Raw genomic sequence first — 19,646 nt, 5'->3', positions numbered from 1 at the left:
AAGAAAGGCTCAGCCGCCGCGGCCGTGGTGGAACGATCATGGCGACGATCCGCCTTCAGTATCAGTTCACAACCCCCTGGCGAGCTGCCTTTTCCACGTGATCGGCAGCGGCGGCAACGCTTTCGGCTGGATTGGTCATCCGGGCGGCGAATTCGCGAGCCCGCACGACGTAGTCCGGGGCTAAGATGGTGCGCAGATCCTCAACGAGCGACTGCTGTGTTGTGCTCGAAAAAGGCTGGGTGGTACCCACTTTCAGTTGTTTGATGCGGTCTCCCCACACCAACTGATCGAGCCACGTCGAAAGGATTAACGTAGGAACTCCAGCGCGCAGACCGGCGGCAGTCGTCCCAGTGCCACCGTGGTGCACGACCGCGCGGCACGCGGGAAAGATCGACGCGAAATTGAGTGCGCGCACGACTTTGACATGCTCGGAAGGCGGCACGCCACTGTAGTCAGTCCCGGCCGCGCACACCAGCGCCCGCTCGCCTAGCTGTGCGCAGGCCGCGCTGATCATCGCCAGCGTTTCGGCTGGGGACTTTACTGGTGTGCTGCCAAACCCGAAGAAAATCGGTGCCTTTCCCGCCGCTATCCAGGAGGCGGCCTCCTCATCGTCTTCCGCTGGCATCTGCAGCGTCAGCGCACCAACCAAGGGCCGCTGGCCGTTCCACTTTGCACATTCGTCGGCCAGCCCGGGAAACAAGGCCTCATCGTAGGCCTGAATTTCCAGCGACCCGCGTGCGACGATACGTCGGGACGCTCGGCCGGTGGCCTTCGGCAAGCCCAGTTCACGACGCTGCGCGTTGTCGAGTTTCTTCTCCAATCGTGAAACCAGCCAATTGGATATCGTCATTGCAGAGCGGATCAGCGGGGAAGGCCGGGCCAACTTGCTGTTGGCCCGTAGCGGGGAGGTATGCAGTGTCGCCAACGGAATGCCGTAAAACTCCGCGACGTTGATAACAGGCTGGTCGAAACCCGCATCGGTGAACACCAGGTCGGCCCCGTCTGCCAGGGAGGTCAGGGTCGCGTTGGCCTCCTCCCAGAACTGGACGAAAAACTCCCAGTCTCGACGCCCCAACCTGATCAGATCCCGGACCTTCCAGAAGTTGCGGAACACCTGCATCATGAAGTTGCTGTGTAAGTCGTGCCAGGCTCGTGAATCCGGCCCGTAGCCAACCGCCGAGAGCCCGACAGATTCGGCAAAGCCAACCAGGTCGGACGAGACAGCCATGCGCACCTCGTGCCCGCGCCGTAGCAGTTCACGGCCGACAGCGACGCAAGGCTCGATATCACCGCGACTTCCATAAAATGCGAGCACGAATTTCATCACGGGGATTCTAGTCATATCTGCGTGGGGAACGCTGTAGAGGTGGGTTACGGATCTTCGTCTGAACCCCGACGAACAATGTGGTCATGCGCTCTAGCCGTCGCAGACGCGAGTCACTCAGTCAAGCGGCTTTATTGCTGTCACCACACGCAGGGCGGGGATGATGTGGTTGAGGCCGGTGGCGAAGTGCAGCTGATCCTGCCGCGATTGACTACAGAGGCTGAAGGACTCAGCGACCTTCGGATTTCCGCATTTCAGCTTAGGGGGGCCTGAAGCACACTGCAGCTAAACGACCGCCACAGTTGTGCATCACCGAGGCCGCGGCACCAAAGGCGGCATGCCAGTATGGCATTCGCGGGAGAACTCATCGAAGTGCCTGCTTCGGGCAGGCTGGCTGATTGGCGGAGCCGTGCGCGCCGAATGATTCGCCGTGTGGTGCGGCACGCGCCGACGTTTCACGTCACAGCGCATCGGTGTCGCAGCGCGATAGCACGATGTCGAGCCGAGTCACGCGCTGCAGGACTGTTAAGTCGCGAAGCCGCTGTGGCGCGCTGACGTTCCTCGGCCATAGGTAACGCCACGGCCAGTATTCGTTCGGCAGCAAGTAGACGTGAAAGCCTCTGTCGAGGAAGGGTCGTAACACGTCAATTGGGCGCAGCGTCTTATCGCTCCACCAACTCGGTGACAACTCGACCACCAATTCCGCGTCAGCGGCGAGCGCGTCGACGAGCGCTAGCATCCCGGCGAGCACGCGGTCTTCCGCGCCTTCCACGTCGATCTTGATTAGTCGCGCGGTCGCCAGTTCGGCTTGGCTCACGAGCGAACCGAGCGGTGCTGCCCGTACTAGGCCCTGTTCGCGAAGTCCGCCATGGGCGACGGTCGTCGTCAGGCCGATGTTGGAGCTTGGCCCCGCGAACAGCGGTAGATCATCCTCGCGGTCTGACACCGCGGCGGTCACCACGCGGACATTCGTCAGGCCGTTGAGTGACACGGTTTCCTGCAACGCGGCTATGACCGGAGGAGAGGGCTCAATCGCGACTACGATTCCGCTGGGACCGACCAATCTGCTGGCCAATGCACTTACGCACCCGATGTTCGCACCGACGTCGATGAAGGTGTCGCCCAGTCGCAATCGGCGCCGCATGAATGCCGCCATATCAGGCTCCCAGGTGCCGAACAGATATAGGTACATCTGGATGAGATCTGGTGGCCGACAGCGAACGCGTATACCGTCTTCGGTGGTGCAATCAAGGATCAGTGGTCCCCGCAATGCCACGCGGAGGTACAGAAAGAAAGACACTGCATAGAACGGCAAGATAAGTAGGACCTTGCGCGCCCATTGCTCGGTGAGACCAACGCTTTCTTTGTCGGTGCGCAGAAAACGTATATACCACCGACAGAGCGCAATGATCCGCGCCTCCATCATTTCCACCACTCAGCCATCCTGACGACGGGACAAGTATCACACGAACGCGGGAGCCACTGGTCGGTCATATCGTCATCCACGGCGAGTCTGCGGTCAGATGTGGTCCTGTTGACCCACGCCGAGGACTGCGGCGACGCTCGGCCCCGTGCGATCGGCTCCGTGGTCCACCGCCCGTCGGTCAGCCAACACGTCTCGATCGAGCAAGATTCTCCACGAGATCGGCCGCGTTCGTAACGCTTTCCGCAGGTTTGGTCATGCGGGAGGCGAATTCGCGAGCTCGGGTGACGTAATCCGGGGCCAGGACCGTACGCAGGTCCGCAACGAGCGATTTCCGCGTGGTGGTCGATAGGCGCCGCGCGGTGCCAACCTTCAGTCGTTTGACCCGATCTCCCCACAGCGGTTGATCGCCCAACGTCCATAGGATCAACGTGGGCACTCCGGCGCGCAGACCTGCGGCGGTGGTACCTGCACCACCGTGGTGAACGACTGCACGGCAGGCAGGAAAGATTTCCGCATGACTCACCGCGCCCACCACCTTGACGTGGTCGGGATGACCAATCCCGGTTAAGTCGCTCCAACCGGCGCAAACTAACGCTCGCTCTCCTAACTCGGCACAGGCCTCGCCGATCATCGCGAGCGTCGCGGCAGGGGCCTTGACGGGTATGCTGCCAAAGCCGAAGTAAATTGGCGGTTTTCCTGCCGCTATCCATGCCGCCACTTCGTTATCGGCCACCGTCGGCAGCTCCAGAGTCAACGCACCGACAAATGGCCGCTGGCCATTCCATTTCGCCCATTCGGCTGCTAGCCCAGGGAAGCACGCCTCATCGTAGGCTTGGATTTCTAGGGATCCGCGCTTTGCGATCCGTCGCGACGCGGGGCCAGTCGCTTCCTGTAGACCCAACTGTTGGCGATGTGGGTCATCGAGCTTCTTCTCCACACGCCAAGCCAGCCACTCGGATAGCGTCATCACGTAACGACTCAAGCCCGCGGGCAGGAATGGCACGACCTGTCCGTTTATTCGCATCGGGATGGGATGCAGGGTGGCAAACGGAATATCGTAATATTCCGCGATGTTGGCGGCGGCCGGCTCGGGTCCCACGACGGTGACCAGCAGGTCGGCACCGTCGGTCAGCGACATCAGTTCGGTGCTTGTTTCGTTCCAGCACTGGTTACCGAACTCCCGGTTCTCCAGCCACAAGCTGCGCAGCTCCCGAAATCTCCAGGGTTTGCGAAAGAACAACGTAAACAATTTGCGCACTGCTTCCAGCGGCGCCCGCGTATCCAACCCGTACGGGACCGCCGCTACCCCAGCCGACTCGGCCAAGCTGATCAGGTTAGGGGGGACGGCCATGCGTACGTCGTGTCCTCTGCGCAGCAGTTCGCGGCCGAGCGCGACGCCGGGCTCCACTTCGCCGCGAGTCCCGTAGCTTGCTAGCACGATCTTCATCGCCGAGAGTCTAGCCTTATCGGTGTGGGGACCCTGACCAGTCGTTTGATCATTTGCGCCAAAACACACCAGTCCCATCTATGTCAGTGATCTCCCCGGACACTCCGTGTTTCGCACGGTAATCCGCAACGGCTTGCCGACAGGCTGGAATGGAGTAGTCATCAATGATGCAGAATCCCCCGGGGGACAATTTCGGATAGAGCGCGTCGAGCGCTTGCATGGTTGATTCGTAGAGATCGCCGTCGAGTCGCAATACGGCGATGCGATCAATCGGGGCATCATGCAGGGTGTCCTTGAACCAGCCCGGCAGAAAGCGGACCCGCTCATCTAGGAGCCCGTAGCGCTCGAAGTTCGCTCTGACTTCTGATTCCGGCACCCCAAGTATGCCCGCGAAGAGGTCGAGCCGAAGTCCTTTGTCCGCCTTGTAATTAGCGGTGTCCGGACGTGGCAGGCCCGCGAACGAATCTGCTAACCACACGGATCGCGTCTCGTCTCCGTAGGCCACCAGGACAGCGCGCATCAGGATGCAGGCGCCGCCTCGCCACACCCCACACTCGACCAGATCGCCGGGAATGTCTTCTTCTAGAACCGTTTCGACGCACTCCTGCAGGCTCGTGAGCCTCTGCATGCCGATCATCGTCTCAGCTTCAGCGGGCCAATCCAGGCCCAAGTCGCGCTTATTCGGAGAGAATGGGCTCGTACGGTTGAGCATGGGGAGGACAGCGTTAGCGGCCTTGAGAAGAAGGCGTCGCCGCAGTGGCCAGCGCGCGGGCATTCGCTCGTGCATTCCGTATCGTGTGAGGTTGCGTCGGATCAGGTCGAGGTAGAGAGATCGCACATCGCGATCGGTCACCGTCAAGACTGCCTCCATCTCGCGTGCTAATACTGCCGGCGATGAGTCTAGACTTCTTTCGTGGCCCTGTCCCCAGAGCCCAGCAAAATCACCCAACACCTCCTTCTAACCTAATATGTAGGGGTTCGGGTGAATAGCACTCGACCCCGCCTATCTACCGCAGCGGCGTGTATGGAGTCGGACGCCGCACCCTCACGGCTCGTCGATGCCCCTTATATCAGCGAGGACGGGCCTTCGAGCTCAAAGTGCATGCCGAGGACGAGCGGACCGAATCGGTCACCAGTGGTGGCGGCACTGGCAGAGATGTCAATGCCGTCCCATGCTCGTCCGTTGGGATGCAGCTAACCTTTTGGGAGTGATATAGGGTCGACCTCAGTGTCAGGGTGATCGTGCCGCTTGTTGCGGTGGTTGGATTCTGATCACCTGGTGTCTGGCTCTTAGGGTCGTTGCCGCCTTCGGGTTGGCGGTCATGGGTTTTGTCGGCACCAGGTGTGAAGGACCGGCCGGCGTGACTTGATAGGAGCGTGGCATCCGCCCCCACTGAGATGTGTCCGCCGACCGGCCCAACCGTCACCTCACAGTGAAGGAGGCAACCACCATGGTTGTTGTTGGAGCCGATGTTCACAAGCGCACTCATACCCTTGTTGCCGTCGATGAGGTCGGCCGCAAGCTCGGCGAGAAGGTGGTGAAAGCCACGACCGACGGGCATCTACAGGCCGTGCGGTGGGCGCGCACCCAGTTCGGAATCGAGCTGGTGTGGGCGATCGAAGATTGCCGGCACCTGTCGGCGCGACTGGAACGCGATCTGCTCACCGCGGGTCAGAGGGTGGTGCGGGTGCCGCCGAAGTTGATGGCCCAGACCCGGGCGTCGGCGCGCACGCGGGGTAAGTCTGATCCCATCGATGCATTGGCCGTGGCGCGGGCTTTTCTGCGGGAACCCGATCTGCCCGTCGCCTCGCACGAGGAGGTGTCGCGGGAGTTGAAGTTGTTGGTCGACCGACGTGAAGACCTTGTCGGGCAACGGACCTCGACGATCAATCGGCTGTTATGGCGGGTTCACGAGCTCGATCCCGACCGGGCGCCCAAGCCCCGCTCGCTGGATCTGGCCAAACATCGCCGGCTACTCGGTGACTGGTTGCAGACCCAGCCAGGGTTGGTCGCAGAGTTGGCCCGCGATGAGCTGGCCGACATCACCCGGCTCAGCGAGCAGATCAACGCGTTGACCAAACGTATCGGCGAACGGGTCCGTGCGATCGCCCCGGCGTTGTTGTCACTGCCCGGCTGCGCCGAGCTCACCGCGGCCAAGATCATCGGCGAGACCGCCGGGGTGGCCCGTTTCAAAAGTGAAGCGGCCTTCGCCCGCCACAGTGGTGTAGCCCCGGTTCCGGTGTGGTCAGGCAACACCGCTGGCCGCGTTCGGATGACCCGTTCGGGCAATCGTCAGCTCAACGCCGCGCTGCATCGCATCGCCGTGACGCAGATTCGCCTCGAGGGGCCCGGTCAGACCTATTACCGACACCGCCTTACCGAAGGTGACTGCTCCTCCGAAGCCCTGCGCTGCCTCAAACGCCGCCTCGCCCGAATCGTCTTCAACCACCTCCGCACCGACCAAACCAACCGCCAAAAGCCTTGCCAACCGGCAGCGGCTTGACATAGGAGAAACCTATGGCGCCTCTCAAAGATGGAGAGCACGAACCGTCTCAGGCGAAGACGGAGCGCGCGACGCGAGAGAGCCCGGTGCCCTACCAAACGTCTACGCCGCGCGATAGAAGGTATCTGCCGAAATGGTTGCCTTCGCGATGGTTCGTTGCGGCGGTAACCGCGATCGGCGCCATGCAGCTGTTGACCATGATGGACGGCACCATCGCCGTCGTTGCGCTTCCCACGATTCAGAACGAGCTAAGCCTGTCGAACGCTGGGCGAAGCTGGGTGATCACCGCCTACGTGCTGACCTTCGGCGGGCTAATGCTGCTTGGCGGTCGGCTGGGCGACACCTTCGGGCGCAAGCGGGTCTTCATCGTCGGAGTCGCGCTGTTCACCATAGCGTCAGCGATGTGCGGCATCGCCTGGGACGGGTGGATCCTTGTGGTGGCCCGTCTACTGCAAGGATTGGCGGCCGCGATCGTCGCACCGACGTCCATCGCGCTGGTGGCCACCACCTTTCCGAAGGGCCCTGTGCGCAATACAGCGATGGCGGTGTTCGGCGCGATGGTCGGTGTCGGCTCGATAATGGGGCTGGTCGTGGGCGGGGCATTGACCGACGTGTCGTGGCGACTGGCTTTCCTGCTTAATGTGCCCCTCGGAGTGCTGATCCTGTACCTGGCTCACTCCGCACTGCGGGAAACCCAGAAGGAGCGGGTGAAGCTCGACGCTGCCGGTGCTGTGCTGGCGACATTGGTTTGCGTCGCCACTGTGTTTGGCTTCTCGACGGCGCCAGAAACGGGTTGGCTGTCAGCCATCCCGATCGGTTCAGGAGTGTTAGCCCTCGCGGCTCTAGTGGCGTTCATTGTGGTGGAGCGCACAGCTGAGAATCCCATCGTGCCATTCAATTTGTTCTGCGACCGAAGCCGGCTGGCCATATTCGCGGCCACTTTCTTGGGTGGCGGGGTACTGTTCACCTTAACCGTGCTGATCGGCATTTATGTGCAGGACATCATGGGCTATAGCGCGCTCCAAGCAAGCGTTGGCTTCATCCCGTTCGCCATCGCGGTGGCCCTTGGCGCGGGCGCGTCGTCGCGCCTGGTGCGGTGGTTCTCCCCACGAGTGGTGATGATCAGCGGCGGCATCCTCATGTTGGCCGCCATGTTTTACGGCTCAACGCTCACCCGCGGTGCTCCGTACTTCCCGAATCTGGTGTTGCCGCTTATCGCCGCCGCGATTGGTATCGGCTTGGCCAACGTCCCGCTCCGTCTATCGATGATCGCCAGCGTGGGCGTCGACCGGATCGGCCCTACCGCCGCGATTGCGCTCATGCTGCAGAATCTCGGTGGCCCATTGGTACTGGCAGTCATCCAAGCCGCCGTGACATCGCGGACGCTATCGCGGGGCGGTATTGCTGGCCCGACCTCAAACATGAACGCGGCTCAGTTGGATGCTCTGGACCAAGGCATGACCTACGGATTGCTCTTGTTGGCCGGGGTAGTTCTCTTAGTCGGCCTGGTGGTGCCGTTCATTGGCTACAGCGCGCAGCAGGTGGCTCATGCAGATGAAGTCAACAATGGTTCCGACCCTCAGGAATCTGTCGCCTAGACTCACCGTCGGAACGAATCTCGGAGAGTCGGTCGACCGCAGCCTTCACGAACCCCAGAGCTAAGGCGAGAGTCAGACCGACCGTAGATACTCCAGGCTACTGAGGCGTTCATGCGTGTCAGGATCGTTGCACAACACAACGCAGCCACGCCTGGCGCCGGTCTCTTGGTCGGCCGGCAAAGACGGATAGAACATGGACATGTCGGTGCGGCGCATGGAGTCGAGATACCCGGCATTCAGGACGGCACCGGGCCCGTAGTCGTCGTGGTTATACGAGTCGCCAGGAACCTCGAAGTCGTCGATCATGATCACTGACCGGTCCCAAGTGCCGAATATTATGTCGATCTCTTCCGCCAACGGCAGGTCTGAATACCAGTGCGCGTCAAGGTAGAAGAACACCCCATCCTTCGGGAACAAGGGGTCGGTGGACAATCGGCGCAACAAGGCGCGGCTATCCGCCAGCACGACGTGCACGCGGTCGCTGACTGAACGGAAACGAAGTTCGGCCAAGGCGTGAAAGCGCGGCTTCAACTCCGCCGTGTAAACCGGAACGCCGAACTCGGCGAAGAACTCTGTGGTGTTCCCTATGAAGGTGCCGGTCTCTACGATCGCCGTAGGTGGCAGTTCCGCGAAGATCTGCCGACAGAGTTCTACCCGTCCGGTCTGCCCGTTCATCGGGCTGCCCCAACTGTCCTGTGCTGATTTCAACCGGTATTCGAGTCGGCCGATTACCGCTGGGCCAGCGCTGTTCACGTACAGCACAAAAGACCTGATCCCGTTCGATACGAGAGACTTGATCGAGTTCACTGGCTTGGTGATCACACACACCACTGCGATGCTACGCGGCATGCGGGTGCGGGGCCGTGTAGCAGGATGAAAGTTTCATCTCTGCTGACATCCCGCGTCCCAGCGCCGAGGCAGCGCACCGTGGACGGCTGGACAATCACATGCGGCCGTTGCAATTCACCGGCGGATCAAGAAGCCATTGGTGGCCATCGTCCACCCGAACTTGTTCTCACGTTTTTTGTCATGCTCGTAGTCATCGGGATACTCGGCTTCGTACGCTTCGATGGCTTCGAACGGTCCCGGCCCGAATCCCGGCAACACAGGGTGGCCGTTGATGTTGGAGTCCTCCACAATCAGATAGTCGCCGGCCTTCAGCAACGGTCGTAGGAGGCGCATTTCAGCGAGCACGTGGTCGCAGGAGTGGTCGCTGTCCAGAATCGTGAAGACGGGCCCAGGGAAATCTGCCTGTAGTTCACGGATACGGTCGGCCACCTCCGGTGCGGCCGAAGACGATTCCATGAACAGCACATCAGGGTCGCGGCGCGCCCGCTCGTTCAGGTTCTTGTGGGTGACGTCCACGGAGAAGACTTTGAAAGTCCCGCCGATCTCGCGCATCATGGCGGCAAAAAACATCGCCGATCCACCCTGGTAGCTGCCGAACTCGATGACCAATGACGGTTTCAAAGCCCACAGGATTTCCTGGTAGTTCCACATGTCGGAGACTGATTTCCAGCAGGGCACTCCCATCCATGTGATGTCGTCCCAAGAATGCGTCCCGTAATACCACTTGTGGTATTCGACCGGTATGTCGTCGCCCGGCCGGTAGATCATCCCCGCCAGGGCACTGGCGGTTTGCCGCATGAAACCCATCTAATCTCCCGTTCATGTCCCGTAACGGCCCGGGCGCCGCCTCCAACAATGTTCACATCCCGGAAACTCATGTCTATGCAGTGTGCCGAACACTCGCGACTGGAAACTGACCAGGGTGTCGGTGCGCGGATTTGACTCTTCGTCCAAAGTAGCCGCGTGCAGGCCAAGACAAGAAGGAGGTTTTGTCAGTGGAGGGATGGCTGGGGTCCGCGCAGGTTCGGCGAGCGGAGGGTTGGCAACGAAGTTGATCGCAACGCCGTTGGACATCTCGCGGAACACGGTGCGAGCGATGTTGGCACTGGATGAGACGCCGAAGTATGGGCGCATACCACCCGGGCCGGCAGTCGATGGCTTGGTTTCCGCCCACGCAGGTGCTGTCGGCCACGTGCCGACCGTACGAACGATGCGACTGCCGGTGCCGATGATGGTATGTGAAGAACTCGCGGGGTTCTCGGCGACCTTGTTGCTGAGGGTCTGTTCGCCAGGTGATAGAAGCTAATGAACGCATTGCGCACGGCCGCGCACCCCGATTTGGGACGAGGAAAGCGCCTCGGCGGTGGGCTCGGGGTCAAACCGAACTGAACCGCGATTGCTAGGAGTTCCGCGGCGTGATGGGCGCCAAAGTCGGATCTTCAAGCGTGGCGAATCCAGACCCAAGGCGTCGTCGAACGCGCACGAAACTTGAGTGGTCGTTTTCTGCCCTCGGCGCACGTTCAGTCGCCGCGATCTCAACTACCGGTTCGGCAAGTAGTGCTAAGCCCAAGTCCCGCGGCGACGGTGAGCCATCGCGACCGCCTCGAGACCTAGCCTCGCAATTAAAGGCGGAATAAGTCGGTTCCGATTGTGGATGCTGCGGAACTCCTCGAACGCCGTTCGAAAAACATGCTCGCTCGCCCGATACGCCTCGAAAACGCGATCCAGCGCAGGCTGATCCATCGCCTCGTCTTGGGCGGCAGCGCGCAGTGCTCCGTAGACTGTGAAAAACCAGTCCGTGCCGAAAGGCTCAGTTACCGGCCCGCTGTGTTGCTGGTGGTGGCGAAGATCCGGTGTCAGAAATTCCTCGATTGCGCCTTCATCCCGAGTGGCGAGGTCGATCCGGAGCGCCGAAGAAATTCGCGTTATCTCCCGGCGCCAGTCGTCGAGGAGATTCGCGTATTCGACGAATAACCGCGGCACTTCGCGCGTGTGTCTCTCGGTTAGCAGAGTCTGTTTCAGCCATAGGGCACTCGCGAGTTCGGGGGAGGCTCCACCACCGCTACCACCCGCGACAAGTGACGCGATGGCTTCCTCGGGGTGGCGCACCGCAATCAACGCCGCTGTGTCGAATCCGACCATCCGCGCAGCCTCAAACCACATGCCGGACAACAGATTTATCTGCAGATCCTTTATGACGACAAGCGGGGCGGCCGGCAACGTGGTGAGATACGCCTTGATTTTGTCCATGTACGCGGGGTTCTTGTTGGCGTCCAATACGCCTTCTTCCTGCAGGCGCAGCGTGGGATCGAAGGCACCACTGCGGTGGCGGCGCAGGATTGCGTCGTTAAGAAGCAGTGATGCGCGCGGCTCCCAACGACCGCGTGGATTGTCCGAGACGGCGCCGTGCAACCCGGTAGGAAGCGCACCACCGCACAGCGACAGAACTCGCGTGAGCGCAGACGTTCCAGACCGGGGCATGCCTAACACGAACAGAGCGACCGGTCGGATACCGGTGCTGCTTCCTTCGGGCGGGTTCACCGGCACAGCTCCGCACCAGTTGCGGCGCGCACGTGGACCTGCGCCGAAGTCTGAGGGAAGCAGGTGGATCCCGGTACAGGCTTCGCGGCTTTCCGTCGGATGTTGCTCATGGCGGCAGGATAGACGATGACCCGGCACGGCAAACGAATCGCGCGCGCAGACTCCTCAGTTGCTCCGACGCGACAAGTCGCATGAACCGCCGCACCGTTTCATGCGGGGCAACCACACCCACGCACCTCGATATGGACGGTGACATTTTCGCCGCTCCACGTCACGAAGCTGAACACCGGCGTAAGCCAGAGCCTCGGCGCGCCGTCCGGCAGCCCAACGGTCCGTGCCAGCCAGCCCGGCAAACCGAATGGGCTACCCTGGTGTGATGCAATGGTTCGCCCCCATTCGAGCCCGCGGTGCCGCTAGCAGCGTCTTCCTCCGGGGCACGGTTTCCGCCCCGATGGGCGCCGTGGTTGCGGGCGAATCGATCCCTGTCCTCGGAGGTTGATCGGTGCCAGCCCGGATACGCCCTGAAGGTGCGCCGGACAACCGGCTCGCATTGTTGGACCACGCCTTCTTCTCATGGCAGCGCGCCACCGGCGAGAAGGTGGCCATCCAACTCGTGTGGGTTTATGAACATCCACTCGACTTCGAAGCGCTGAGGCGCTTTCATCACAATCTTGGCTACGGGTTACTAGGACGGCGCGTCGAACGTTCGCCGGTGCCGTTTTTCCGGCATCGGTGGGTCCTCGACCGAGGACCATCGGACATCGATTTCGCCGAGCGCGCCCGTCCCCGCGCAGAAGTCAGTGACTGGGCTGACGAACGCGCTCAAGTGCCGACTGATCCAGAGCTGGGACCCGGCTGGCATCTTGGCGTCCAACACTTTACGGACGGCTCGACCGCGGTCAGCTTGGTGGTATCCCATTACCTCGTCGACGGACTCGGGCTCAGCGTCGCCGTAATCGAGGCGCTTCTGGGCCACACGCGTGACCTGGGCCTTCCACCGCCGGGTTCACGCACGCGACTGCGCGCGGTGCTACACGATGCCCGAGATACCGCGCGGGACGCACGCGAAATCGGGCGGACGGTTGGCGCCGGGCTAAGAATGGCTCCTCGTTACTGGCGTAACCGTGCCCCATCACGAGCTTCATCCGCCGAATTACCTGGAGGTGACGGCCATAATGAACGTGGCGCGGATGAGGAAGTCGTCGTACCGGCCATCACCATCCACGTCGACCTCAACGATTGGGATGCCCGCGCCAAGGCGCTGGGCGGAACACGGAACACACTGGTCGCTGCGGTGGCCGTCAAACTCGCCGACCGCATCGGACGTCGACGTGCCAGCGACGGTGCGGTCACCCTTCAACTTCCGATCAGCGAACGCACCGAGGGCGATACACGGGCGAACGCGATGGCGATTGCGCGCGCCAGCATCGATCCGACGCACGTCACGAAGGACTTGCGGGACGTCCGCACGGCTGTCAAAGACGCGCTGAGCACGCTGCGGGACACGCCAGATCCCGCGCGACAGTTTCTGTGGCTGGCACCGTTCAGGGCGGGGTGGGCGATGAGACGGGCTGCCGATGCGGCGCTCGCCGATCCCGATCGCCCGGTGTTCTGCTCCAATCTCGGCGATCACGGCTCGATTCTGTTCCGCCTCGATGGCACCGAGGCCGAGTACGGCACCGCACGAGCGGTCTGGCACCACACGACGCGACAGTGGCTTGAGCGTACAGGCGGGCTGATGAGACTGCAGGCTTGGCGTACCCGCGGCACGACCGGCATTACCGTCCTCGCCTACGAACCGGGCGCCATCAACACAAAGGCCGCATTGCGTGAGCTGGCTGCGGACACTCTGGCTGACTTCGAACTCACCGGCGACATCGACTAACCCATCATCCACGCGCCTCAACCGTGACAATGCCGCAGCCCTCTGCTGTAGGCAAGGGTCAAAGCAGCCAAACAGATTGAGGCCCGGCGATTCTGCACCTATCTGGTCCGGCTCGGCTTGTGGTCGGGCGTGGGCGTGGTGCCGACTGACTTGGGCGATGGAGTCCCGACCTCGGGCGCTAAGTCGGGATCTAGGTTGCGTTGGTGGCCGAGCACATCGCGTGGCACCGATCCGCTATCACATCTTCTAGCGATCGAGTCTCATGTGAGCATTGTGCTAGCCGCGACGGGCGTCAACGACTGGGTTGAGGCCCAAACCGGTTGAAGCATCAAAGTACAGTCGCACCGTCCGCCGGTACCGCTCCAGCCACATCAAGGGGCACGAACAATCACGGGCTGCAGCCACGACGCTACCGCCGATCTTCACGATGCGCGTTCATCAAGATTCTGCCAACGATGCAAGTTCAGACTGGGTCAAGTCGAGCGTAGGTTCCTATTTCTGCGCGAGCGCCCACACTGTGACAGGGAAATCAACTTCGTTTCGAAGGGAGCGCCACGGCCATCTCCATGCCCAGCGGTTGAAATTAGCTTTCACGCAAGCCCGGTTGCCCCACGACCCGGTCTGGATCTTGTCGATGTCGAAGCCGCTTTCGGCGAGGAAATATTTGATGCCGACTTCTGTCCAGCGTGAGCAGTCGGGAAACAAGTCGTCGCCGTGGATCTTAATGAGGAAAGGTGTGGTAACGAGGAAATGGCCGCCGGGTCTCAGCATGGCATGAACGTTGCGGGCGGCACGGTAGGGCCACAATAGATGCTCCCACACCTGTTCGGCGAGGATGAGGTCGAATTGCTCGTCGAGGGTTCCGGCGCAGATGTCAAAGTCCGGATAGTGCACACTACGATAAGTGCGGAACTGTTCAATGTAGCCCCAATAGCCACCCGATATCTCCAGCGCATCAAGCGAGGCGGGGTTTAGCCTTTGGACGAGTTCGTGGGTTTCTCGGGCCATGACGGTTCGCGCCCAGTGGTGCTGGGTGATATAGATGCCGATCGCCGGTCCCAGACCCCGGGCGGACTCTCTTAGGCGGTCTATCAATGTCACACATTTCCCCTCGTCATGGGCAATCGGACCACACCGCCTCCGCGGAGATAGCTTGATACCAAGCGGACATAGCTTGACACCCAAATGGTGGATACAGCAGGTTGAGCGCCGGGTATCAATCCTTCAGCAGAGAAAAACATCAGTGGTCAATGAAGTCAACACTCAACTCGTTGATATCTGCGCCGTCCACAGTGATCGCCCCCGTTCGCATATCAGCGTTCGCGTCGGCAGCGAGGGATGACAACCGGTTTCGAAACATGGTGCTTGCACGGATCACCGAACCGGCCGGCTAGATCGACTCGCCCGCATGCCGTAACCGATCGAGAAGTAACTTAACCCCTTGTGAGACAACGCTTTTCACGCAAGCAAGCGCTCTTGGTGGAAGGCTTGGCGGCGAGTTCCTCGTCACCCGGGCACCGGCGATTCGGACACTGGGCCTTCGCGATCAGCCGACACGCCCCAGGCGAGCTGCCGCTTCCACCTGATCGGCGGCGGCCGCAACGCTTTCGGCCGGTTTGGTCATCCGGGTAGCGAACTCGCGGGCGCGCGCGACGTAGTCCGGGGCGAGGATTGTGCGCAGGTCTTTGACCAGTGATTCCTGGGTGGTGCTCGAAAAGCGCCGGGCGATGCCCACCCCCAACCGTTTGAGTCGAGCTCCCCAGAACGACTGGTCCGGCAACGTCCAGAGGATCAGTGTCGGAACCCCCGCGCGCAGACCCGCGGCCGTGGTGCCCGCGGCACCGTGGTGCACGACCGCGCGGCAATCCGGAAAGATCGCCGCGTAATTCACCGCCCTCACCACCTTGACGTGCTCGAACGACGCGACGTCACTGAAGTCACTCCATCCGGCACCTATCAACGCCCGCTCGCCCAACTGCGCGCACGCGGCGGCGATCATGGCCACCGTGTCGGCCGGAGTCTGGACCGGGATGCTGCCAAAGCCAAAGAAAATCGGCGGCGTTCCCGCGCCGATCCAGGCGGTGACGTCCGCGTCGGCCTCAGTCGGCAATTCCAGCGTCAGCGCCCCGACAAACGGCCGCTGGCCCTCCCATTTCGCCCACTCGGCCGCCAGCCCAGGGAAACAGGCGACGTCATAGGCCTGGATCTCAACCGATCCGCGTTCGGCAATCCGGCGCGAAGCCGGACCGGTGGCCTTCGGTAGACCCAATTCACGGCGCTGCGCATCCTCGACCCTTTTCGAGACGCGCCACCCTAGCCACTCGTCCACCCTAATTACGGAGCGACCCAGCGGTGCCGGTAGGAAAGGCATGAGTTGGCCATTGACCCGCGCCGGGTGGTAGTGCAGGGTCGCCAGCGGAATGTTGTAATGCTCTGCGACATTGGCAGCGGGTTGCTCAAAACTGAGACCGGTGAAGAGCAGATCGGCGCCGTCGGCGAGCGACATCAGCGTGCTGCTGATCTCCTCCCAACACCGGTCAATGGGCTCCCTCACTTCCCGTACCAGCCTCATCAGATCCTGAATCTTCCAGATATTGCGAAAGATTCGCGTCCAAAGGTCGCGGTGCACTTCGAGCCACGCCTTGGTGTCCAGCCCGTAGGCGAAGGCCGGAAGACCAGCCGACTCGACGAAGCTGACCATGTCCGGTGGGGCAGCCATGCGAACTTCGTGTCCCCGACGCTGCAATTCGCGGCCGACAGCGGCGCAGGGCTCGATATCGCCCCGACTTCCATAGCTTGCCAACGCAAATCTCACGCGGAGATTTTAGCCTTTCACCACCTTGCCGGTTGTGTGATGACGGGTTGATCGAGCCGTCGGCGATGCGCCCGGCAGCCGCGTGAGAAGCTGCGCGGTCATCCACCTGCAAATTGACGTCCGCTGGCCTGCGACTGCACCTTGTGAGCGTCGGCGGCGGTCCGGAAAAGCGCGTCGTTGCAGACGAACTACAGCGGCAGGCAAGGCATGGGCGCGTTGCACCCCTGTTGCCGCGAATGATAACTTCGACGCTTGGCAAAGGGGGCAGCATGGAGAAGACGCAAGGGTTCTTCGCGCGAACACTCGGACGTCTTGCGATGGCCTTTTTCAGCGCGCTCTACCGTCTTTACACCCGGTGTTCGATATTCGGCGACCGTGAGTTCTTTGACGTCAGAGACTTTCCCTGGGTTGAGGCGGTCGAGGCTGACTGGCACAAGGTCCGTGCCGAGCTGGATGCGCTCTTGCCGTATGCGGCGCACATGCCGAACTTTCAGGACATCTCGAAGGACCAGAAGGCCCTTTCGCAAGACGACGGCTGGAAGACCTTCTTCTTCTACGCCTACGGGATCAAGGCGAAACCGAATTGCCAACGTTGCCCGGAAACGGCAACACTTCTCAAGAAGATACCGGGCATGAAGACCGCGTTCTTCTCAATTCTCGCGCCGGGCAAGGAGCTCCCGCCGCACCGCGGTCCTTACAAGGGCGTGCTCCGCCTCCATCTCGCTCTGCGCGTGCCTGAGCCGGCCGAGATGTGCGGCATCCGAGTCGGAACTCAGACCCGTCATTGGGAAGAGGGCCGGGTGATGATCTTCGACGACACCTTCGAGCACGAGGCTTGGAACCGGACCGACGGCGTCCGGGTGGTCCTCTTCGTCGACATGATGCGGCCCATGCGCTTTCCGGCGAATCTGGTGAACTCCGCGATGACTTGGGCGATCGCGCTCTCACCCTTCGTGCTCGGGAACCTCGGCAGCTATTTCCGCTGGGAGAAGCGCTTCGAGGCGGTCGTCAACCAAGGTGCTGCCGCGAGCTGACTACGCGTTGGTTCAACGGTGACGGACCGGCGGGTTATTGCTAGGCGTCGAGTCGGGCGAATTGGCCGTGTCGGTATTGTTCGACACAGGCTGATCGGCGCACCTTGCCGCTGGTGGTGATCGGTATCGAACCAGGCGGGACCAACACCAGGTCTGCGACGCTGAGGCCGTGCGAGTTCGAGATCGCCGAGGTGACGTCACGCTTGACGAGGGCGAACTTCTCCACGGCGTCCTCCTCGGAGTCGCCTCGTTTCTTGACTTCCATGACCACGACGAGTTGCTCCACGCCCCCGTCGGGAACGGCTATCGCGGCGACCCGGCCTCCGGTGATCTCCTGGATCGTGGCCTCGATGTCGTCGGGAGAATGGTTACGCCCGTAGACGATCAAGAGGTCCTTGATGCGCCCGACGATGAACAGTTTCCCCTCGAAGATAAAGCCCCGATCTCCGGTCCTGAGCCACGGCCCTTGCGGTGTCCCCGCCGACGGCTCGGCAAGCACCGCTTTGAAGGTGTGCTCGGTCTCTTCGGGTTTGTGCCAATAACCCGACGCGACGTTGTCGCCGTAGACCCAGATTTCGCCGGCCGTTCCCTCCGCACATTCGGTCCGGGTGTCGGAGTCGACGATGCGCACCAGGGGGGCATTGGGCAGCGGATAACTGACCAGTGGTGTGCCGCTGCCGCTGGGGCACCGCTTCGCGTGCCCGGCGGACAGTTTGTCCGAATCGAAGTCGACGATCTCTACCGGGCCATCGGCTCTGCTGGTCGCCACGTACACCGTCGCCTCGGCGAGCCCATAGGAGGGCCGCACCGCCGAGTCGCGAAGATTGAAGCGCGCGAACCGCTCGGTGAAACGCTTGAGTGTTGCGGGGTGCACCCGCTCGGCACCGCTGAGGATGTATTGCACACCTGCCAGGTCACGCCCGGCCATGTCGGCGTCTGAGGTCTTGCGTACCGCCAATTCGAAAGCAAAGTTCGGCGCCGCCGAAAAAGCGGAAGGATTGGTTGCCAGCAATTCCATCCAGCGTGCAGGGCGTTGCAGGAACGCGACTGGGCTCGTGAGCACGCCGCGATATCCTCCAAGGATCGGCGCGCAAACTCCCAGCACCAACCCCATGTCGTGATAAAAGGGTAACCAGGACACAATTGTGCTGTCCATGGGCGCAATGCCATCGGTGTTGGGAAAATAGCCGGACATCAACTGGTCGAAATTGACCACAAGGTTGGTATAGGAAATCATCACCCCGGCCGGGCGCCGGGTCGATCCAGACGTGTACTGCAAATACGCTGTTGCCGGAAAGTCTTCCTCTCGGACATCCAAGCGTGCCGGAGCGTCCAGATTCAACAAGTCGACTTCGATGACTGAGGGAGCCGGTTCACCCGGCTGCGGAGTGACATGCGAGGCCACCGCTCCCACGACTGACGAGGTAGTGACGACCACGGCCGCCGCCGCATCACGCAGCACCGAGTCGACACGCTCGTCGCTGACCCCACCGAGTGGGACCGACAGCGGAACCGCGATCAGTCCGGCCTGTAGCGCGCCCAGAAAGGCGACGATGTAATCCAGCCCCTGCGGTGCCAGTATCACCGCGCGATCGCCCGGTGATGCGCAAAGCCTGAGTTCGCGTGCGACGTTCAGCGCTCGCCGATACAACTGGTGCCACGTCAGGCTTTCGGGTATGCCGGCGAAGTCCTGGTCGTAATCGACGAACGTGAATGCCAACTCATCGGGCTGCAGACTGGCACGCTCACGCAGCAGAGTGGGGACCGACGTCTCAACCATTCGTCTGAGGTTACCGTGGCCGTCGCCGATGCACGTTGAAAGGTGCAGTCGGCTGTCCTCAGCCGACCGGTAGTCGGGCGATGTGATGGTTCTGAACCCGAGCCGGAGGCGGCGGCGAACCGGCGCAGCGGTTGTCATCGACATAAAACGTCACTGCGCCTGCTCTGCACTAGCCCGGGCACAATTGCGATTGGGCGACGGTCTGCAACTTCGCGTATGGCTATCGGTGCGTCGATATTCCGCTTCGCCGCTGCCCAGCAGGCCGGTCACGTGCGTGAAAGTGTGCGACATGGACCCGTGCGTCAATTGATGAAGTGTCGGCATCCTCGATCTTCGAGGAAGCGCTGCGGCCTGCGCGACCAGCGGGCAAGGCTATTGTCGTTGCTGTGAGGAGTCAGAATGGTTTCATCCAGCGCGGCGATGATCATGCAGAACACTCATCT

General features: G+C 61.7%; 15 protein-coding genes. 4 read left to right on the top strand and 11 right to left on the bottom strand.

The window, feature by feature from the left end; translation table 11 throughout:
• Positions 1 to 61 precede the first annotated feature (61 nt).
• The 4 genes from AU197_RS12420 to AU197_RS12405 all read right to left on the bottom strand — a co-directional run bounded on the left by AU197_RS12420 (position 62) and on the right by AU197_RS12405 (position 5,050).
• Positions 62 to 1,324 carry a glycosyltransferase gene (locus AU197_RS12420; RefSeq protein ID WP_064403017.1) on the bottom strand — a complete coding sequence of 421 codons (1,263 nt, stop codon included), beginning with the start codon at positions 1,322 to 1,324 and terminating at the stop codon, positions 62 to 64.
• 460 nt (positions 1,325 to 1,784) lie between these two features.
• Entirely contained in the window at positions 1,785 to 2,750 is a 966-nt protein-coding gene (locus AU197_RS12415; RefSeq protein WP_231744912.1) for an FkbM family methyltransferase, read from the bottom strand.
• Between the two features lie 178 nt (positions 2,751 to 2,928).
• A complete protein-coding gene (locus AU197_RS12410; RefSeq protein WP_064403002.1) occupies positions 2,929 to 4,197 on the bottom strand; it encodes a glycosyltransferase in 1,269 nt (422 codons plus the stop codon).
• Positions 4,198 to 4,246: 49 nt separating this feature from the next.
• Positions 4,247 to 5,050, bottom strand: a complete 804-nt coding sequence (locus tag AU197_RS12405; protein WP_197415528.1) for a TylF/MycF/NovP-related O-methyltransferase — start codon at positions 5,048 to 5,050, stop codon at positions 4,247 to 4,249.
• A 580-nt stretch (positions 5,051 to 5,630) separates the two neighbouring features.
• Here AU197_RS12405 and AU197_RS12400 point away from each other — a divergent pair.
• Together AU197_RS12400 and AU197_RS12395 are read left to right on the top strand one after the other, a co-directional pair.
• The gene (locus AU197_RS12400) at positions 5,631 to 6,701 is read left to right on the top strand and encodes an IS110 family RNA-guided transposase (protein ID WP_197415526.1); all 1,071 of its coding nucleotides are present in this window, start codon (positions 5,631 to 5,633) and stop codon (positions 6,699 to 6,701) included.
• A gap of 14 nt (positions 6,702 to 6,715) precedes the next feature.
• Complete coding sequence (locus tag AU197_RS12395; protein WP_082696644.1) at positions 6,716 to 8,299, top strand: MFS transporter; 1,584 nt, start codon at positions 6,716 to 6,718, stop codon at positions 8,297 to 8,299.
• Between the two features lie 72 nt (positions 8,300 to 8,371).
• Here the strand turns inward: AU197_RS12395 and AU197_RS12390 are convergent, their stop codons facing one another.
• The 3 genes from AU197_RS12390 to AU197_RS12380 all read right to left on the bottom strand — a co-directional run bounded on the left by AU197_RS12390 (position 8,372) and on the right by AU197_RS12380 (position 11,644).
• A complete protein-coding gene (locus AU197_RS12390) occupies positions 8,372 to 9,121 on the bottom strand; it encodes an O-methyltransferase (RefSeq protein WP_156434395.1) in 750 nt (249 codons plus the stop codon).
• 141 nt (positions 9,122 to 9,262) lie between these two features.
• A complete protein-coding gene (locus tag AU197_RS12385) occupies positions 9,263 to 9,955 on the bottom strand; it encodes a rhamnosyl O-methyltransferase (protein WP_064403000.1) in 693 nt (230 codons plus the stop codon).
• A gap of 753 nt (positions 9,956 to 10,708) precedes the next feature.
• Positions 10,709 to 11,644 carry a sulfotransferase family protein gene (locus AU197_RS12380; RefSeq protein WP_197415527.1) on the bottom strand — a complete coding sequence of 312 codons (936 nt, stop codon included), beginning with the start codon at positions 11,642 to 11,644 and terminating at the stop codon, positions 10,709 to 10,711.
• A 547-nt stretch (positions 11,645 to 12,191) separates the two neighbouring features.
• On the opposite strand from AU197_RS12380, the gene AU197_RS12375 reads away from it, so the two are divergent.
• Positions 12,192 to 13,574 carry a hypothetical protein gene (locus tag AU197_RS12375; protein ID WP_064402998.1) on the top strand — a complete coding sequence of 461 codons (1,383 nt, stop codon included), beginning with the start codon at positions 12,192 to 12,194 and terminating at the stop codon, positions 13,572 to 13,574.
• Between the two features lie 492 nt (positions 13,575 to 14,066).
• On the opposite strand, the gene AU197_RS12370 is transcribed toward AU197_RS12375, so the two are convergent.
• Positions 14,067 to 14,675, bottom strand: coding sequence for a methyltransferase domain-containing protein (locus AU197_RS12370; protein WP_064402997.1), 609 nt, complete (start codon positions 14,673 to 14,675; stop codon positions 14,067 to 14,069).
• A 445-nt stretch (positions 14,676 to 15,120) separates the two neighbouring features.
• Positions 15,121 to 16,389: a glycosyltransferase gene (locus AU197_RS12365; protein WP_064402996.1), complete on the bottom strand. Its 1,269-nt coding sequence runs from the start codon at positions 16,387 to 16,389 to the stop codon at positions 15,121 to 15,123.
• Between the two features lie 269 nt (positions 16,390 to 16,658).
• On the opposite strand from AU197_RS12365, the gene AU197_RS12360 reads away from it, so the two are divergent.
• A complete protein-coding gene (locus tag AU197_RS12360; RefSeq protein WP_156434394.1) occupies positions 16,659 to 17,423 on the top strand; it encodes an aspartyl/asparaginyl beta-hydroxylase domain-containing protein in 765 nt (254 codons plus the stop codon).
• A gap of 40 nt (positions 17,424 to 17,463) precedes the next feature.
• Here the strand turns inward: AU197_RS12360 and AU197_RS12355 are convergent, their stop codons facing one another.
• Both AU197_RS12355 and AU197_RS26770 read right to left on the bottom strand, forming a co-directional pair.
• Complete coding sequence (locus AU197_RS12355; RefSeq protein WP_064402995.1) at positions 17,464 to 19,203, bottom strand: AMP-binding protein; 1,740 nt, start codon at positions 19,201 to 19,203, stop codon at positions 17,464 to 17,466.
• A gap of 302 nt (positions 19,204 to 19,505) precedes the next feature.
• A complete protein-coding gene (locus tag AU197_RS26770) occupies positions 19,506 to 19,631 on the bottom strand; it encodes a hypothetical protein (RefSeq protein WP_286145560.1) in 126 nt (41 codons plus the stop codon).
• Between the last annotated feature and the right edge of the window lie 15 nt (positions 19,632 to 19,646).

Source organism: Mycobacterium sp. IS-1590 (assembly GCF_001500025.1).
Lineage (GTDB): Bacteria > Actinomycetota > Actinomycetes > Mycobacteriales > Mycobacteriaceae > Mycobacterium.
The sequence above is the reverse complement of the archived record's forward strand: the minus strand, read 5'-3'. Positions and strand labels throughout refer to the sequence as shown.

What these genes read in the sequence shown, in the direction of transcription:
- AU197_RS12420 (WP_064403017.1), bottom strand. Translation starts at nt 1,324, where the DNA reads ATGAAATTCGTGCTCGCATTTTATGGAAGTCGCGGTGATATCGAGCCT.
- AU197_RS12415 (WP_231744912.1), bottom strand. Translation starts at nt 2,750, where the DNA reads ATGATGGAGGCGCGGATCATTGCGCTCTGTCGGTGGTATATACGTTTT.
- AU197_RS12410 (WP_064403002.1), bottom strand. Translation starts at nt 4,197, where the DNA reads ATGAAGATCGTGCTAGCAAGCTACGGGACTCGCGGCGAAGTGGAGCCC.
- AU197_RS12395 (WP_082696644.1), top strand. Translation starts at nt 6,716, where the DNA reads ATGGCGCCTCTCAAAGATGGAGAGCACGAACCGTCTCAGGCGAAGACG.
- AU197_RS12385 (WP_064403000.1), bottom strand. Translation starts at nt 9,955, where the DNA reads ATGGGTTTCATGCGGCAAACCGCCAGTGCCCTGGCGGGGATGATCTAC.
- AU197_RS12360 (WP_156434394.1), top strand. Translation starts at nt 16,659, where the DNA reads ATGGAGAAGACGCAAGGGTTCTTCGCGCGAACACTCGGACGTCTTGCG.
- AU197_RS12355 (WP_064402995.1), bottom strand. Translation starts at nt 19,203, where the DNA reads ATGGTTGAGACGTCGGTCCCCACTCTGCTGCGTGAGCGTGCCAGTCTG.
- AU197_RS26770 (WP_286145560.1), bottom strand. Translation starts at nt 19,631, where the DNA reads ATGATCATCGCCGCGCTGGATGAAACCATTCTGACTCCTCACAGCAAC.